Raw genomic sequence first — 15,337 nt, forward strand, 5'->3', positions numbered from 1 at the left:
ACCGTGCTTAGCGCAGAAGAATTAAAGACTTATATAACTCAAGGCCTGGCCTGTGATCATGTGCAGGTATTGGGTGACGACGGCCAGCATTTCGAGGCGGTGATTGTTAGCACCCACTTCGTAGGCAAGAACATGGTGCAGCAGCATCAATTGGTATATCAGGCACTGGGAGACCGCATGCGTGAAGAAATCCACGCGCTCTCCATGCGCACCTTTACACCCGACGCGTGGGCCAAGCTTAGCTCCGGCTTGTAGTCACGCTACAACATCCACTGGACTACACCTCTGGATGACTTCTCAAGATTAAATTGGCAGATTAAAAGGATTAAATACTATGGATACCCAAGAACAGATCAAGAACCAGGTGACCAGCAACCCCGTGGTGCTCTATATGAAGGGCAGCCCCAAGTTCCCACAATGTGGTTTCTCTGGCCTGGCTGTGCAGATTCTGCAGGCCAGCGGCCTTAAGGATTTTGTAGCGGTGGACGTGCTGGCTGACCCGGCGATTCGTGAAGGCATCAAGGTATACGCTAACTGGCCTACCATTCCCCAGCTGTACATCAATGGTGAGTTCGTTGGTGGCGCGGACATCATGCGTGATCTGTACCAACAAGGTGAATTGCAGAAGCTGTTGCAGCAAGCTCAAGGCTAATCGTGGATAAACTTGTTATCCAGGGTGGTGTGCCACTCAACGGTGAAGTGCGTATCTCAGGCGCAAAAAATGCGGCCTTGCCTATACTCTGTGCAGGCTTGCTGACGGCAGAGCCATTGGCGCTGGGCAACGTGCCCGATTTGCACGATGTGGCCACCATGCTCAAGCTGCTGGCGCATATGGGGATCAAGATTGAGCGTCATGCGGCAGGTGAGCTCACGCTGGGCGCGGATGATATCCATACCTGTGAAGCGCCTTATGACATGGTGAAAACCATGCGTGCATCCATCCTGGTATTAGGCCCCTTGCTGGCACGCTTTGGTCATGCGCGCGTGTCCCTGCCTGGCGGCTGTGCCATAGGCTCGCGCCCGGTAGATTTGCATATCAAGGGCTTGCAGGCCATGGGTGCGGAAATCCGCATAGAGCATGGCTATATTGAAGCCAAGGCCAGCAAGCTCAAGGGCGCGCGTATCTTTATGGACTTGGTGACCGTCACCGGTACCGAAAACCTTATGATGGCTGCAGCGCTGGCCGATGGGGTGACCGTGTTGGAGAATGCCGCTAAGGAACCTGAAGTCGTTGATCTGGCCGAGTGCCTGATCAAGATGGGCGCCAAGATAGAAGGCGTGGGTACCGATGTGATTACGGTCACTGGCGTGCCGCACTTGCATGCTGCCCAGCATGATGTGGTCTGTGACCGCATAGAGGCAGGTACTTACCTGGTGGCTGCGGCCATGACAGGTGGCAAGGTTAAGCTGAACAACGCACGTGCTGAACTGCTGGATGCGGTGATAGATAAACTGCGTGAAAGCGGTGCCAAGATAGAGCACGACAAGACCATCATTACCGTGGAAAGCCGTGGTGTGTTGCAAGGGCCGGGTGCCTTGAAGTCCGTGAGCATACGTACTGCGCCACACCCTGCATTCCCTACCGATATGCAAGCGCAGTTTATGGCGCTGAACACCGTGGCTGATGCCGTGGCGACTGTGACGGAAACCATCTTCGAAAACCGCTTTATGCATGTGCAGGAAATGCAGCGCCTAGGTGCCAACATTGAGGTGGAAGGCAATACCGCGATCGTGCGTGGCCGCGAGTTTCTTGAAGGCGCTACCGTGATGGCGACTGATTTGCGCGCCTCCGCGAGTTTAGTTCTGGCGGCCTTGGTTGCCAGAGGTGAAACCGTGATAGAGCGCATCTACCATCTGGATAGAGGCTACGAGCATATCGAAGACAAGCTGGGTAAGCTGGGCGCCAAGGTTCAAAGAATTAAATAAAAGCTTCAGAGTTAAATTACGTACGGCGCTTCAGAGCAAGCCAGAATTAATACCAAGCCTTAAGCAGTACAACCAGGAAAGTTTGCAATGATTACTATCGCCCTCTCCAAGGGTAGGATTTTCGAAGAGACCGTGCCTTTGCTGGCGGCGGCAGGCATTACTGCGCTTGAAGATCCTGAAGCCTCGCGCAAGTTGATCTTGCCTACCAATAGAGCGGATGTGCGCCTGATCATCGTGCGTGCAACCGATGTGCCTACCTATGTGCAATATGGCGCGGCCGATCTCGGTATCGCCGGCAAGGATGTGCTGGATGAGCATGGTGGCGAGGGCTTGTATCAACCGCTGGATCTGCAGATTGCGCGTTGCCGCATGATGGTGGCCGTGCGTGAAGACTTTGATTACTTCGGCTCTATACGTCGCGGTGCTCGCCTCAAGGTGGTGACCAAGTACGTCAAAACCGCGCGTGAGCATTTTGCCGCCAAGGGCATGCATGTGGATCTGATCAAGCTCTACGGTTCCATGGAGCTGGGGCCGCTGGTAGGTTTGGCTGACGCGATTGTGGACTTGGTGAGTACAGGCGGCACTTTGCGTGCCAACAACCTCAAGGCTGTGGAAGAGATCACCGATATCAGCTCACGTCTGGTCGTCAACCAAGCCTCACTCAAACTCAAGCGTGATGATTTGCAGCCCATCATGGATGCCTTTGCCCAGGCCGTGGCTGCAGCACAATAATCTAGGTTGAACTCATGAACATCAGACGTTTTTCAAGCAATGACGCTAGTTTCGATCAAGACCTCAAGGCCTTGCTGGCCTTCGAGACGGCACAGGACGACCAGATAGATACCGTGGTGGCCGATATTCTGCGCAATGTCAAAACCCGTGGCGATGCTGCCGTGCTGGAATACACCCAGCGCTTTGACCGCTTGCAGGCTGATAGCATGGCCACGCTGGAAATTGGTCAGGCCGAATTGCAAGCCGCATTGGACAGCCTGCCCGCTGAGCAGCGCGATGCGCTGCAGCAAGCCGCCCAACGTGTGCGTGACTATCACCAGAAGCAATTGATGACTTCTTGGACCTATACCGAGGCCGATGGCACTTTGCTCGGCCAGCAAGTGACTGCCCTGGATCGCGTAGGCTTGTATGTGCCTGGTGGCAAGGCTGCTTACCCTTCTTCGGTGCTGATGAATGCGATTCCTGCCAAGGTGGCAGGGGTGGCTGAACTGATCATGGTGGTGCCTACGCCGGGTGGTGAGAAAAACCCATTGGTGTTGGCGGCTGCCGCTGTATGTGGCGTTGACCGCGTATTCTGCATAGGCGGTGCGCAGGCAGTGGGTGCGCTGGCTTATGGCACTGAGACTGTGCCGCAGGTTGATAAAATCGTAGGTCCAGGTAATGCCTATGTTGCCGCCGCCAAGCGCCGCGTATTTGGCGTGGTGGGCATTGATATGGTGGCCGGCCCTTCGGAGATTCTGGTGATTTGCGATGGCAAGACCAACCCGGACTGGGTAGCGATGGACTTGTTCTCCCAGGCTGAGCATGACGAATTGGCACAGGCCATTCTGCTGTCGCCGGATGCGGCCTTCCTTGATCAAGTTCAGGCCAGCATAGAGCGCCTGGTTGAGGAAATGCCACGCAAAGAGATTATCCGCACCTCGCTGCAGAATCGCGGGGCTTTGATTCAGGTTAAAGATCTGGAGCAAGCGGCAGAGATCGCCAATTATATTGCGCCAGAGCACTTGGAACTGTCCGTGGACGATCCTTTGGCGTTCAGCAAAAAGATACGCCACGCTGGCGCTATCTTTATGGGGCGCGATACCTGCGAGGCCCTGGGCGATTACTGTGCTGGCCCTAACCATGTGCTGCCTACCTCGCGTACTGCGCGCTTCTCTTCACCACTAGGTGTTTATGATTTCCAGAAGCGTTCCAGCTTGATCATGGTATCCAGCGAAGGGGCGCAGAAGATGGGGCGTATTGCCGCTACCCTGGCCTATGGCGAAGGCTTGCAAGCCCACGCCCGTTCCGCTGAATATCGCTTGAAAGGCTGATCTTGAGCAAGTTCTGGAGCAGCATCGTGCATGAGCTCACCCCGTATATCCCGGGTGAGCAGCCCAAGATCAGCAATCTGATCAAGCTCAACACCAATGAAAATCCCTACGGCCCCAGCCCCAAGGTCTTGGCAGCCTTGCAAGCCGAGGTGGCCGATAGTCTGCGCCTGTATCCAGACCCGGCTTCGGATAGGGTACGTGAGGCGGTAGCCAATTTCTATGATGTGGCTAGCAATCAGGTGTTTGTTGGCAACGGTTCGGACGAAGTGCTGGCGCATGTCTTTAATGCCTTACTCAAGCATGAAGCGCCCATCTTGTTCCCGGATATTACCTATAGCTTCTACCCAGTCTACTGCGGTCTGTATGGCATAGCCTATGAAACAGTCCCGCTGGGCCCTGAATTCGAAATTCAGGTTGAGGACTATATGCGGCCCAATGGCGGCATTATCTTCCCCAACCCCAATGCACCCACTGGCAGATTGCTAGCCCTGGCGGATATCGAGCGTTTGCTCAAGGCTAATCAAGAGTCTGTCATCGTGGTGGATGAGGCTTATATCGATTTTGGTGGCGAATCGGCTGCCAGCCTGGTGCAGCATTATCCCAACTTGCTGGTAACACATACCTTGTCCAAAGCCAGGTCACTGGCTGGGCTGCGTGTGGGTTTTGCCATAGGCCAAGCGCCTTTGATTGAAGCGCTGAATCGCGTAAAAGATAGTTTCAATTCCTACCCACTGGATAGATTTGCCATCAGTGGTGCGGTCGCGGCACTGGAAGATAAGGCTTATTTCGAGGAAACCCGCCACAAAGTCATGGCGACGCGGGAAAGTCTGGTAGCAGAAATGCAGGCCTTAGGCTTTACAGTGCTACCATCAGCCGCCAACTTTATATTTGCGCGTCATGCAGAGCGTAGTGGCGCAGAATTGGCGGCTTTATTGCGTGAACGCAATATTATTGTGCGTCATTTCAGCAAACCAGCGCGTATTAGTGAGTTTTTACGCATCACTATAGGCACCAATGATCAGTCTTCAGCCCTGATTCAGGCTTTGAGAGAGATTTTAAACGACTAAAAAGTGATGCTTTTGGCTGCCTACGGCATTGATTTTCCATTAAATTAAGAGAATGCTGCGTCTGCGCTTCCCTTAAGGCTTGGAAAAAATGTATTATAGCGCGGTCAGTACATCATAATTCTGTAATTAAGCGGAGGAAGCATCGTGGCAAAACCATTAGTTCAAATGGCATTAGATTCACTCGATTTCGATCAAACAGTAGCGCTTGCTACGACTGTTGCACCACACGTTGATATTCTTGAGATTGGTACACCCTGCATCAAGTACAACGGCATCAAGCTGCTGGAAACTCTGCGCGCAAAGTTCCCTAACAACAAAATCCTGGTTGACTTGAAGACCATGGATGCTGGTTTCTACGAAGCTGAGCCTTTCTACAAGGCTGGCGCTGACATCGTTACCGTTCTGGGTACTGCCGATATCGGTACTATCAAGGGCGTAATTGATGTTGCTAACAAGTACGGCAAGAAGGCTCAAGTTGACTTGATCAACGTAGCTGACAAGGCAAAGCGTACACAAGAAGTTGCCAAGCTGGGCGCGCACATCATTGGCGTGCACACTGGTCTGGATCAACAAGCTGCAGGTCAGACTCCATTTGCTGACTTGGGCCTGGTATCCGGTCTGAACCTGGGCGTAGACATCTCCGTTGCTGGCGGTGTTAAGGCTACAACAGCTAAGCAAGTAGTAGATGCAGGCGCAACCATCGTGGTTGCTGGTGCTGCTATCTACGGTGCTGCTGATCCTGCAGCTGCTGCTGCTGAAATCAGCAATGCTGCCAAGGGTTCCCAAAGCAGTGGTGGTGTGTTCGGTTGGTTGAAGAAGTTGTTCAGCTAAGTGATTTGTTGCGGCACTGTATAGCAGTGCCAGCAAACCCCATTTAAACCGCTGCAAGACCGACTAACAAGGCTTGCAGCGGTTTTTGATTTTTTAAGACGATACAAAGATAGCCATGCGTAACGCAGAAGTTAGTCGCAATACCCTAGAAACCAAGATTGCCGTTGCCATTAATCTCGATGGCACAGGTGTAGCCAAGCTGGAAAGCGGTGTCGGTTTCTTTGATCACATGCTGGATCAGATTGCCCGTCATGGCATGATGGATCTCTCTGTTGCCTGCCAAGGTGACCTGCATATCGACGCCCACCACACAGTGGAAGATGTCGGTATTGCTCTGGGTCAGGCATTCCATAAACCTTGGGCGACAAAAAAGGCATACGCCGCTATGCCCATGCTTATGTACCGCTGGATGAAGCCTTATCACGCGTAGTGCTGGATATTTCCGGACGTCCGGGGCTGGAATTCAATGTTGAATTCACCCGTGCGCGCATAGGCGAGTTTGATGTGGACCTGGTGCGCGAATTCTTCCAGGGCTTCGTCAACCATGCTGGTGTTACCCTGCACATAGACAACCTGCGCGGCAAGAATGCCCATCACCAGGCCGAGACCATATTCAAGGCTTTTGGCAGAGCATTGCGTGCAGCGGTTGAACTCGACCCCCGTATGGTGGGTATAATGCCTTCTACCAAAGGCAGTTTATAGACATTTCTGTTTCACCTACCATCACATGACACACATAGCCGTTGTAGATTATGGCATGGGCAATCTCAAGTCCGTGTCCAAGGCGCTGGAGCATGTTGCTCCCAACCAGCAAGTGGTCGTCACTAGTGACCCCGCCCAGATCGCTGCGGCGAGTCGCGTCGTGTTTCCCGGTCAGGGCGCCATGCCAGACTGCATGCGCGAGCTTGATGCGCGTGGTCTGCGCGAGGCGGTCAAAACCGCGGCAGCCGAAAAACCTTTTCTTGGCATTTGCATAGGCTTGCAGATGCTGTTTGAGCATAGCGAAGAAGGTAATGCTGCTGGCCTGGGCATATTGCCGGGCCAGGTACGGCGCTTCAATGCGGCCGACATGCATGACGCTGAAGGCGCCAAGCTCAAAGTGCCGCATATGGGCTGGAACCAGGTGTATCAAAAGCAGGCTCACCCTTTGTGGCAAGGCATAGAAGACGGTGACCGTTTCTACTATGTGCACAGCTATTATGTAGCCCCTGAAGATGCATCGCTGGCGGCAGGTTGGAGCGAATATCCCAAACAATTCACCAGTGCAATTGCGCGTGGCAATCTGTTTGCCGTGCAATTCCACCCAGAAAAGAGCCATAACGCCGGGCTCAAACTTTTGTCCAATTTCGTCCAGTGGGACGGTACTGTTTAAACCTTAATTCATATCATCATGCTGATTATTCCTGCTATCGACCTGAAAGACGGTCACTGTGTTCGTTTGAAACAAGGCCTGATGGAGGATGCTACGGTATTCTCCGAAGATCCAGGTGCCATGGCCAGACATTGGGTAGACCAAGGCGGCAAGCGCTTGCATCTGGTCGATCTGAATGGTGCTTTCGCTGGCAAGCCTGTCAATGACGCAGCCATCAAGGCCATCGTCAGTGCTGTGGGCACCGACATCCCCATCCAGTTGGGAGGTGGCATACGCGATCTGGAAACCATAGAGCGCTATCTGGACAATGGCATCAGCTATGTCATCGTTGGTACCGCGGCGGTCAAGAATCCTGGCTTCCTGCATGAGGCGTGCTATGCCTTCCCTGGTCAGATCATGGTCGGTCTCGATGCCAAGGATGGCAAAGTGGCCGTAGATGGTTGGTCGAAATTGACAGGCCATGACGTGATAGACCTGGCAAAGAAATTTGAAGATTACGGCGTGGAAGCCATTGTCTATACCGACATAGGCCGTGACGGCATGCTGACCGGGGTCAATATTGAGGCGACTGTTGCCTTGGCCCAGGCTTTGACCATTCCGGTTATCGCCAGTGGTGGCGTCACCAATCTGGATGATGTGCGTAAGCTGGTAGAAGTCGAAAGCGAAGGCGTGATTGGCGCCATTACTGGCCGTGCAATTTACGAAGGCACACTGAACTTCACACAGGCCCAAGCCCTGGCGGATGAGTTGAGTCAGGCATGAGCTTAGCCAAGCGTATCATTCCCTGCCTGGATGTCACCAATGGCCGCGTGGTCAAGGGAGTGAACTTCCTTGAGTTGCGTGATGCTGGCGACCCAGTAGAGATTGCGCGCCGCTATGACGAGCAAGGTGCCGACGAGCTGACTTTTCTGGATATTACAGCCAGCTCCGATAATCGCGGCTTGATTCTGGGCATCATAGAACAAGTCGCATCCCAGGTATTTATCCCGCTGACTGTAGGCGGGGGCGTGCGCGCGGTGGACGATGTACGCCGCCTGCTCAATGCTGGGGCGGACAAAGTCAGCATCAACACCGCAGCGGTGACCAACCCGCAACTGGTGGCCGATGCCGCCGGGCGTTTTGGCTCGCAGTGCATAGTAGTAGCGATAGATGCCAAGCAGGTAGGCGATCACTGGGAAATCTTTACCCATGGCGGCCGCAACGCCACAGGCCTGGATGCCGTGGAGTGGGCGCGCAAAATGGTGGAGCTGGGCGCAGGTGAACTGCTGGTGACCAGCATGGATAGAGACGGCACCAAGACTGGTTTTAATTTACCGCTTAATCGTGCCATCAGCGAAGCTGTAGATGTGCCCATCATCGCTTCTGGCGGTGTGGGTAATTTGGTGCACCTGGTAGAAGGCGTAAGAGAAGGTGGTGCGGATGCAGTATTGGCTGCAAGCATCTTTCACTATGGCGAATACACCGTGCGTGAAGCCAAGGAATATATGCGTGAGCAAGGCATAGAGGTGAGATTGTGAGTGAGGCTATAAGCTGGCTTGAAAAAGTAAGCTGGACCGAAGATGGCTTGGTGCCTGTGATTGCACAGGAAGTCGGCAGCCTGAAGATACTCATGTTTGCCTGGATGAACCGTGAAGCCTTGCAACTGACTGCCGAAACTGGCCAGGCCGTATATTGGTCGCGCTCGCGTAATCGACTCTGGCACAAGGGTGAAGAATCGGGCCATGTGCAGAAGGTGCATGAAATCCGCCTGGATTGCGATGAAGACGTGGTGCTGATCACGGTTGAGCAGGTTGGTGGTATTGCTTGTCATACTGGCAGACACAACTGCTTCTTCCAGAAGCTGGAAAACAATGACTGGGTGATAGATCAGCCTGTCATCAAGAACCCCGAGGATATCTACCACCATGAGTGATGTGCTCAACCGCCTGGCAGAACTGCTGGAACAGCGTAAACAGGCAGACCCACAAACGTCGTATGTGGCCAAGCTTTACGCCAAGGGTACGGACAGCATACTGAAGAAAATAGGCGAAGAAGCAGCAGAAACCATTATTGCCGCCAAGGATGGTGATGCCGACAAAATTATCTACGAGACCGCTGATCTGTGGTTTCATTGCCTGGTGATGCTGTCGCACGCTGGCCTTAAGCCAGAGCAAGTGCTGCAAGAACTGGCAAGACGCGAAGGCTTGTCTGGCTTAGAGGAAAAAGCGGCACGCAAGGACTAATGTATACGCATGTCAGACGCTGCGGCATTACTACCGCACCACTGTCCCGCACAATGATATTAAGGATGGTTTCATGAGCACAGACTGCATATTCTGCAAGATCGCCAGCAACGATATCCCGGCGAAGAAATTCTATGAAGATGAAGAAGTCATGGTGTTTCATGACATCAGGCCGATAGCGCCTGTGCACTTTTTGATTGTGCCCAAAGAGCATGTGGTCAGCCTTGCAGAGTGTGACACTAAGCACCAGGCCTTGCTGGGCAAGATGCTGTTGTTAGCGCCCAAGCTTGCTAGCGAGCAGGGGCTTAAAGGATTTCGCACCATGATCAACACGGGTGCTGAAGGTGGGCAAGAAGTTTTTCATCTACACGTACATGTCTTTGGCGGTGGCGACACCCTGCCTAAAGTTTAGTGAGGAGAGCGGGTTATGGGTTCATTTAGTATTTGGCATTGGCTGATTGTGCTGGCCATCGTTGTGGTGGTGTTTGGTACCAAGAAATTGCGCAATATTGGCAGTGATGTTGGTGGCGCAGTCAAGGGCTTCAAGGATGCCGTCAATGAAGGCAAATCCACACCAGCGCTGGAAGAAGAAGCGCAAGGCCGGACTGTGGAAAACGAAGTAAGACAGAAAGAAAAGCAGTAAGCACCCGGACTTTACTCAGTGTTTGATATCGCCTTTTCAGAACTGGTGGTGATTGGTGTCGTGGCGCTGATCGTCATCGGGCCAGAAAAACTGCCCAAGGTAGCGCGTACCGTGGGTTTATTGCTGGGGCGTGTGCAACGCTATATTAATGGCGTTAAATCAGATATCAGCCGCGAGCTGCGCTTTGAAGAGTTGCAGCGCTTGCAGCAGGAAGTGCAACAAGGCATACGTCAGGCCGAATCCACCATACACCAGACTGGTCACGATCTCGAACATGAGATGCAGCAACTGGCCAGTGTTGCGCCTAGTCCTGAACCATTAGAGCCTGCGCTGCCAGAGTCTCCAAAGTTGGAGCCTGCAGAATTTAAGCCTACACAGTCCGAGGCTATAAATTCAGAGGGTATCAATCCTGAGCCAGTAAAGTCAGCATTGCCACAGCCTGCGTCAGCTGAGCCAGCAGTAGCAGTCCCTCAGCAATCGACATTGGATTTGTCTTTTGATGCAAGCAAGGCGACAGACCATGAAGAAGTTCAGGCCGATACGCCCAAAGCTCAAGCTATCTCAGCACTAGATGACCACGCTAGGGCAGCGATCCCCAGCAAGCAGGAAAAGCCAGATTGACCACTACTGACTCCTTTGTCTCGCACCTGATAGAGCTGCGTGACCGTTTGCTGCGCATCATCATCGGCTTGGTGCTGGTGATGCTGGCCTTGTTCCCGTTTGCCAATGACATTTACCATTTCCTCGCGCTGCCATTGCTGAAAAGCCTGCCAGCAGGTGGGCAGATGATCGCGACCGATGTCACTACGCCGTTCTTTGTGCCGATGAAGGTGGTATTGCTTACTGCGTTCATGATCTCTTTGCCGCATACGCTATACCAGGTGTGGGCCTTTGTGGCTCCTGGTCTTTATCAGCATGAACGCAAACTGATTAGCCCGCTGGTATTTGCCAGCACCTTGCTGTTTCTTTGCGGCATGGCGTTTGCGTATTTTCTTGTATTTCCGGTGGTGTTCGGCTTTATCAGCCATACCGCGCCTGAAGGCGTGGCGGTGATGACGGACATAGGAAAATACCTGGATTTCGCCATGACCTTATTCATCGCCTTCGGTCTCGCATTTGAAGTGCCAGTGGCAGTGGTGTTATTGGTAACAGCGGGGGTGGTGAGTGTTGCTGCGCTACGCGAGGCGAGGTCTTATGTGATTGTGGGTGCTTTTATTCTGGGGGCGATATTTACTCCGCCAGATGTCATCTCGCAAATCATGCTGGCCGTGCCATTGTGGCTGCTGTATGAGGCTGGCATCTTGGTGGCCAGTATGATGCAGCGCAAGGTCAAGCAGCTGAATTAATCCCGCTGCTGAACTAGTTCGGTACAGTTATTCAGCGCAGTTATTAACGCGCAGCTAGCCCTTATTCGTCATTGCGAGCCAGCTGCGGCTTGGGGCGTTTGCCTATCATGATGGCAATATTCAGCTCAGCCTGATTACGTGACAACTTCACGATGACCTTCTTTTCCGGCTTGAGGCCAGAAATCACATTGAGCATGGTGGAGCTATCCACGACTTCTCTACCGTCAATTTCCAGCAGGATATCCCCGGGACGCAGACCTGCCTTGTCTGCCGGGCCACCGCGCACTACGCCAGCAATCAGGGAGCCACGCACTTGCTTGAGGCGGAAAGATTCTGCTAACTCAGGCGTAATGTCCTGTGCTTCTATACCTATCCAGCCACGTATTACGCTGCCCTGGCGAATAATCTGCTCCATTACTTGCTTGACCAGGCTTACGGGTATGGCAAAGCCTATGCCCATGGAGCCGCCGCTGCGGGAATAGATGGCACTATTGATGCCAACCAGGTTGCCTTCGCTATCGATCAGTGCCCCGCCGGAATTGCCGGGGTTAATAGGTGCATCGGTCTGGATAAAGTTTTCAAAGGTATTAATGCCCAGGTGATTACGGCCCAAGGCGCTGATAATACCTTGGGTCACGGTCTGGCCTACGCCGAATGGGTTGCCTATCGCCAGCACTACATCGCCTACACTGAGGTTTTCTTGATGGGCAAAAGTGATGGCGGGCAGATTGCGCACATTGACCTTGAGTACCGCGAGATCAGTTTCCGGGTCAGTGCCGACTACACGGGCAGGGAAGGTGCGGCCGTCGGGTAGTGCAACTTCAATTTCATCGGCGGCCTCAATCACATGGTGATTGGTGAGTATCAGGCCCTGGCTGTTGACGATTACGCCTGAGCCCAGGCTATTTTCACGCTGGCTCTGCTGATCTTCCTGTTGTTCACCAAAAAAATGCCGGAACAGCGGGTCATCCATAAAAGGATTTTCACTCGACTGCGCAGCCTTCTTGGAGGTGAAGATATTCACCACGCTGGGCATGGCGGTTTTGGCCGCCACACGGTATGAGCCAATTTGTGCACTAGCCTCGGTATTGACTGGTGCCTCTTTGATGGCGGCAGCTTTGTCTGCACGTGGCAGAATCTGGGGGTAAAACAGTTGCACAACGAAAAGGGCTGCAAGACTGATGGTGACGGTCTGTGCAAAAATAAGCCAGAGTTTGCGCATGTTGTAAGAGTGTGTGCGTCGTTTAAATGTGGGTGTGGTCTGACAGTATTGCGGAGGCAAAAATGCAATTGAAACAAGTGGTGGATTATACCGGACAATTCCTGGAGGTAGAGCGCTTCCGTGATTATTGCCCTAACGGTTTGCAAGTGCAGGGCAGGGCGGAAATACAGAAGATAGTGACCGGAGTGACCGCCAGCCTGGCACTGCTGGAGCAGGCGCGGGATGCAGGGGCTGATGCCATTTTCGTACATCACGGCTATTTCTGGCGCAATGAGCCAGCAGAAGTGGTGGGCATCAAGCATGCGAGACTGAAATTTCTATTGCAGCAAGATATCAGCCTGCTGGCCTATCACTTGCCATTGGATGCGCATAAAAGCCTGGGCAACAATGCCATGCTGGCCAAGCTGTTGGATATTAATGTGGATGGCTGGGTGGGTGAGCAGGGGCTGATTGCGCATGGTCATTTGGCACAGGCAGCTAGCCTGGGCCAGTTTGCGGCAACAGTAGGCAGGTGCTGGGTAGAACAGCACAGGTATTCGGTGAGGGGCAAAAGCCAGTGCAGCGTATCGCCTGGTGCAGCGGCGGCGCTCAAGGATATTTTGAGCAGGCAATAGCGCTGGGTGTGGATGTATATATCAGTGGCGAGGTGTCGGAACAGGTGTTTCACCTGGCAAGGGAGTCAGGGGTGGCCTACATTGCTGCTGGGCATCATGCCACTGAGCGCTTTGGCATTGAGGCCCTAGGCCAGCATCTGGCGCTGGAATTTGGCTTGCAGCATGAGTTTATCAATATAGAAAATCCTATATAACACCCTGTTTTAATTGACTAAAATAAGGTATTTGTTTCATTTTGAAAATGAATTCTGTAGAATAGCCGCTTTTCGCGCGCATGGTCAGTAAGTGCTCAGCTTGATTTGAGGCATGCGCGGCCTGGCGGTTTTTGATGAGATTGGAATGACATTATGATGACCTTGTATTCGGGCACTACCTGCCCATATAGCCACCGTTGCCGTATCGTGCTGTTTGAAAAGGGTATGGATTTTCAGGTGATCGATGTGGATTTGGCCAACAAGCCTGAAGATCTAGCTGTCATCAATCCGCACAACACGGTACCTGTGCTGGTTGAACGTGATCTGGTGCTGGAACAGGCCAACATCATCAATGAATATATTGATGAGCGTTTCCCACATCCGCAGCTGATGCCAGCTGACCCTGTGATGCGTGCCCGTGCCCGTCTGTTCCTTTACAACTTTGAAGATCAGTTGTTCAGACATATAGGTGATATTGAATCGGGTAATGCCAAGGCTGCAGACAAGGCCCGTGCCACCATACGCGATAACCTGACTCAGATCGTGCCGCTGTTTAGTCGTCAGCAATACATTCTGGGTGATGAGTTCTCCATGCTGGATGTGGCGATTGCCCCACTGTTGTGGCGTTTGGGTCATTACGGTATTGAATTGCCCAAGCAAGCTGCCCCATTGCTGAAGTATGCTGAGCGTATCTTCTCGCGTCCTGCTTATATTGAGGCGATGACTCCATCCGAAAAAGCAATGCGTAAATAGGCGATTAATATGAGCGAATTGACCTCTACCAAGCCGTATATGGTGCGTGCCATTCATGAGTGGTGTACCGACAATGGGTTGACTCCACACCTGTTGGTGGAGGTTAATGCGCAGACGCGTGTGCCTATGGCATACGTGAAAGATGGGCAAATTGTATTAAATATTAATTATAGTGCGACAAAAGGTTTGCAAATCGGAACAGATGCTGTTACATTCTCAGCCCGTTTCAATGGTGCACCGAATGAGCTGTATGTGCCTATGAGTGCGGTTCGTGGCATATTTGCCCGAGAGAATAGCCAAGGCATGTTTTTCCAGGATGAGCCGGTTGATCCGGACCCTGATGGAAACATGGCAGGGGTTGGGTTGGATGCAGGGAGTCCAGCCGAGCCGCCAGTAGTTAAGAAGCCATCCTTAAAGGTGGTGAAATAGCAGGTTTGTGTTGTGCCGGATTAGCTCAGTTGGTAGAGCAGCGCACTTGTAATGCGAAGGTCGTCAGTTCGATTCCGACATCCGGCACCATTTCTTCTGTTAATGCGTTGACACTTCGTCTGAATGTACGCATAATCCCGGGTTCTGCGATGGAGGGGTGGCCGAGTGGTTAAAGGCGACGGACTGTAAATCCGTTCTCTCAGAGTACGAAGGTTCGAATCCTTCCCCCTCCACCAGCATAAAATTTGGAGCCAGGCTGATAAAAATTCTGGTGAGGTCTGCGGGTGTAGCTCAGTTGGTAGAGCACTTGCCTTCCAAGCAAGATGTCGCGAGTTCGAACCTCGTCGCCCGCTCCAAAACTCAGAAAAGAATTTAAGAAAAATGCCCATGTGGCTCAGTGGTAGAGCACTCCCTTGGTAAGGGAGAGGTCGCGGGTCCGATTCCCGCCATGGGCACCATTTGGTGCTTGGGTCAAACGCACACATTAACTTGATAAGTCGGTTAAAGGAAAACGGAAATGGCAAAAGGTAAATTTGAGCGGACGAAACCGCACGTTAACGTAGGTACAATTGGCCACGTTGACCATGGTAAGACCACATTGACAGCTGCGATCACCACCGTACTGACCAAGAAGTTTGGTGGCGAAGCGAAAGACTACTCGCAGATTGATAAT

20 protein-coding genes, 4 tRNA genes and 2 pseudogenes are annotated in these 15,337 nt (G+C 52.7%); 25 read left to right on the plus strand and 1 reads right to left on the minus strand.

The features are described from left to right. The first annotated feature begins 3 nt into the window (after positions 1-3). The 17 genes and pseudogenes from JCM2850_RS10200 to tatC all read left to right on the plus strand — a co-directional run bounded on the left by JCM2850_RS10200 (position 4) and on the right by tatC (position 11,452). The gene (locus JCM2850_RS10200) at positions 4-255 is read left to right on the plus strand and encodes a BolA family protein (RefSeq protein ID WP_025871632.1); all 252 of its coding nucleotides are present in this window, start codon (positions 4-6) and stop codon (positions 253-255) included. Between the two features lie 79 nt (positions 256-334). Then, a complete protein-coding gene (gene grxD / locus JCM2850_RS10205) occupies positions 335-652 on the plus strand; it encodes a Grx4 family monothiol glutaredoxin (RefSeq protein WP_025871634.1) in 318 nt (105 codons plus the stop codon). A gap of 2 nt (positions 653-654) precedes the next feature. Continuing rightward, positions 655-1,926 carry a UDP-N-acetylglucosamine 1-carboxyvinyltransferase gene (murA, locus tag JCM2850_RS10210; RefSeq protein ID WP_025871636.1) on the plus strand — a complete coding sequence of 424 codons (1,272 nt, stop codon included), beginning with the start codon at positions 655-657 and terminating at the stop codon, positions 1,924-1,926. A gap of 87 nt (positions 1,927-2,013) precedes the next feature. Continuing rightward, positions 2,014-2,658 (plus strand): ATP phosphoribosyltransferase, encoded by a 645-nt coding sequence (gene hisG, locus JCM2850_RS10215; RefSeq protein ID WP_025871638.1) that lies wholly within the window; start codon positions 2,014-2,016, stop codon positions 2,656-2,658. Between the two features lie 14 nt (positions 2,659-2,672). Further along, positions 2,673-3,971 (plus strand): histidinol dehydrogenase, encoded by a 1,299-nt coding sequence (hisD, locus tag JCM2850_RS10220; RefSeq protein ID WP_025871640.1) that lies wholly within the window; start codon positions 2,673-2,675, stop codon positions 3,969-3,971. Between the two features lie 2 nt (positions 3,972-3,973). Further along, positions 3,974-5,038, plus strand: coding sequence for a histidinol-phosphate transaminase (gene hisC / locus JCM2850_RS10225; RefSeq protein WP_025871642.1), 1,065 nt, complete (start codon positions 3,974-3,976; stop codon positions 5,036-5,038). A gap of 165 nt (positions 5,039-5,203) precedes the next feature. Further along, complete coding sequence (gene hxlA / locus JCM2850_RS10230; RefSeq protein ID WP_036265932.1) at positions 5,204-5,869, plus strand: 3-hexulose-6-phosphate synthase; 666 nt, start codon at positions 5,204-5,206, stop codon at positions 5,867-5,869. Positions 5,870-5,984: 115 nt separating this feature from the next. Next, positions 5,985-6,571: pseudogene (hisB, locus tag JCM2850_RS18555) on the plus strand (imidazoleglycerol-phosphate dehydratase HisB). Positions 6,572-6,596: 25 nt separating this feature from the next. Continuing rightward, a complete protein-coding gene (hisH, locus tag JCM2850_RS10240) occupies positions 6,597-7,241 on the plus strand; it encodes an imidazole glycerol phosphate synthase subunit HisH (protein ID WP_025871644.1) in 645 nt (214 codons plus the stop codon). A gap of 18 nt (positions 7,242-7,259) precedes the next feature. Continuing rightward, entirely contained in the window at positions 7,260-8,003 is a 744-nt protein-coding gene (hisA, locus tag JCM2850_RS10245; protein ID WP_025871646.1) for a 1-(5-phosphoribosyl)-5-[(5-phosphoribosylamino)methylideneamino]imidazole-4-carboxamide isomerase, read from the plus strand. Continuing rightward, positions 8,000-8,758, plus strand: a complete 759-nt coding sequence (gene hisF / locus JCM2850_RS10250) for an imidazole glycerol phosphate synthase subunit HisF (RefSeq protein WP_025871648.1) — start codon at positions 8,000-8,002, stop codon at positions 8,756-8,758. Before hisA ends, hisF begins: the two co-directional genes overlap by 4 nt. Before the next feature lie 8 nt (positions 8,759-8,766). Further along, complete coding sequence (gene hisI / locus JCM2850_RS10255; RefSeq protein WP_025871650.1) at positions 8,767-9,153, plus strand: phosphoribosyl-AMP cyclohydrolase; 387 nt, start codon at positions 8,767-8,769, stop codon at positions 9,151-9,153. Then, positions 9,146-9,463, plus strand: a complete 318-nt coding sequence (locus JCM2850_RS10260) for a phosphoribosyl-ATP diphosphatase (protein WP_025871652.1) — start codon at positions 9,146-9,148, stop codon at positions 9,461-9,463. Before hisI ends, JCM2850_RS10260 begins: the two co-directional genes overlap by 8 nt. A 73-nt stretch (positions 9,464-9,536) precedes the next feature. After that, entirely contained in the window at positions 9,537-9,875 is a 339-nt protein-coding gene (locus JCM2850_RS10265; RefSeq protein ID WP_025871654.1) for a histidine triad nucleotide-binding protein, read from the plus strand. 15 nt (positions 9,876-9,890) lie between these two features. Continuing rightward, a complete protein-coding gene (tatA, locus tag JCM2850_RS10270; protein WP_025871656.1) occupies positions 9,891-10,106 on the plus strand; it encodes a Sec-independent protein translocase subunit TatA in 216 nt (71 codons plus the stop codon). An 18-nt stretch (positions 10,107-10,124) separates the two neighbouring features. Next, positions 10,125-10,727, plus strand: a complete 603-nt coding sequence (gene tatB / locus JCM2850_RS21035; RefSeq protein WP_025871658.1) for a Sec-independent protein translocase protein TatB — start codon at positions 10,125-10,127, stop codon at positions 10,725-10,727. After that, complete coding sequence (gene tatC, locus JCM2850_RS10280; RefSeq protein ID WP_025871660.1) at positions 10,724-11,452, plus strand: twin-arginine translocase subunit TatC; 729 nt, start codon at positions 10,724-10,726, stop codon at positions 11,450-11,452. The genes tatB and tatC overlap by 4 nt, the downstream gene beginning before the upstream one ends. 61 nt (positions 11,453-11,513) lie before the next feature. On the opposite strand, the gene JCM2850_RS10285 is transcribed toward tatC, so the two are convergent. Continuing rightward, a complete protein-coding gene (locus tag JCM2850_RS10285; protein ID WP_025871662.1) occupies positions 11,514-12,674 on the minus strand; it encodes a Do family serine endopeptidase in 1,161 nt (386 codons plus the stop codon). Positions 12,675-12,736: 62 nt separating this feature from the next. Here JCM2850_RS10285 and JCM2850_RS18565 point away from each other — a divergent pair. From JCM2850_RS18565 to JCM2850_RS10325, 8 genes and pseudogenes are all read left to right on the plus strand, one after another. Next, a pseudogene (locus tag JCM2850_RS18565) lies at positions 12,737-13,482 on the plus strand (Nif3-like dinuclear metal center hexameric protein). 153 nt (positions 13,483-13,635) lie between these two features. Further along, positions 13,636-14,235 (plus strand): glutathione S-transferase N-terminal domain-containing protein, encoded by a 600-nt coding sequence (locus JCM2850_RS10295; protein WP_025871663.1) that lies wholly within the window; start codon positions 13,636-13,638, stop codon positions 14,233-14,235. A gap of 9 nt (positions 14,236-14,244) precedes the next feature. Further along, a complete protein-coding gene (locus tag JCM2850_RS10300; RefSeq protein ID WP_025871665.1) occupies positions 14,245-14,664 on the plus strand; it encodes a ClpXP protease specificity-enhancing factor in 420 nt (139 codons plus the stop codon). A 14-nt stretch (positions 14,665-14,678) separates the two neighbouring features. Then, positions 14,679-14,754 (plus strand) — tRNA-Thr (locus JCM2850_RS10305). A gap of 61 nt (positions 14,755-14,815) precedes the next feature. Further along, positions 14,816-14,900 (plus strand) — tRNA-Tyr (locus tag JCM2850_RS10310). Positions 14,901-14,944: 44 nt separating this feature from the next. Further along, positions 14,945-15,020 (plus strand) — tRNA-Gly (locus tag JCM2850_RS10315). A gap of 27 nt (positions 15,021-15,047) precedes the next feature. Then, positions 15,048-15,122, plus strand: a tRNA-Thr gene (locus JCM2850_RS10320). Positions 15,123-15,181: 59 nt separating this feature from the next. Beyond that, the coding region (locus JCM2850_RS10325; protein WP_025871667.1) for a GTP-binding protein at positions 15,182-15,337 on the plus strand (156 nt) is incomplete at its 3' end.

Origin of the sequence: Methylobacillus glycogenes JCM 2850, assembly GCF_000617925.1 — a bacterium.
Lineage (GTDB): Bacteria > Pseudomonadota > Gammaproteobacteria > Burkholderiales > Methylophilaceae > Methylobacillus > Methylobacillus glycogenes.

Coding starts and splice junctions, on each gene's coding strand:
- grxD (WP_025871634.1), top strand. CDS start 335: ATGGATACCCAAGAACAGATCAAGAACCAGGTGACCAGCAACCCCGTG.
- hisG (WP_025871638.1), top strand. CDS start 2,014: ATGATTACTATCGCCCTCTCCAAGGGTAGGATTTTCGAAGAGACCGTG.
- hisD (WP_025871640.1), top strand. CDS start 2,673: ATGAACATCAGACGTTTTTCAAGCAATGACGCTAGTTTCGATCAAGAC.
- hxlA (WP_036265932.1), top strand. CDS start 5,204: ATGGCATTAGATTCACTCGATTTCGATCAAACAGTAGCGCTTGCTACG.
- hisH (WP_025871644.1), top strand. CDS start 6,597: ATGACACACATAGCCGTTGTAGATTATGGCATGGGCAATCTCAAGTCC.
- hisA (WP_025871646.1), top strand. CDS start 7,260: ATGCTGATTATTCCTGCTATCGACCTGAAAGACGGTCACTGTGTTCGT.
- hisF (WP_025871648.1), top strand. CDS start 8,000: ATGAGCTTAGCCAAGCGTATCATTCCCTGCCTGGATGTCACCAATGGC.
- JCM2850_RS10260 (WP_025871652.1), top strand. CDS start 9,146: ATGAGTGATGTGCTCAACCGCCTGGCAGAACTGCTGGAACAGCGTAAA.
- JCM2850_RS10265 (WP_025871654.1), top strand. CDS start 9,537: ATGAGCACAGACTGCATATTCTGCAAGATCGCCAGCAACGATATCCCG.
- tatA (WP_025871656.1), top strand. CDS start 9,891: ATGGGTTCATTTAGTATTTGGCATTGGCTGATTGTGCTGGCCATCGTT.
- JCM2850_RS10285 (WP_025871662.1), bottom strand. CDS start 12,674: ATGCGCAAACTCTGGCTTATTTTTGCACAGACCGTCACCATCAGTCTT.
- JCM2850_RS10295 (WP_025871663.1), top strand. CDS start 13,636: ATGATGACCTTGTATTCGGGCACTACCTGCCCATATAGCCACCGTTGC.
- JCM2850_RS10300 (WP_025871665.1), top strand. CDS start 14,245: ATGAGCGAATTGACCTCTACCAAGCCGTATATGGTGCGTGCCATTCAT.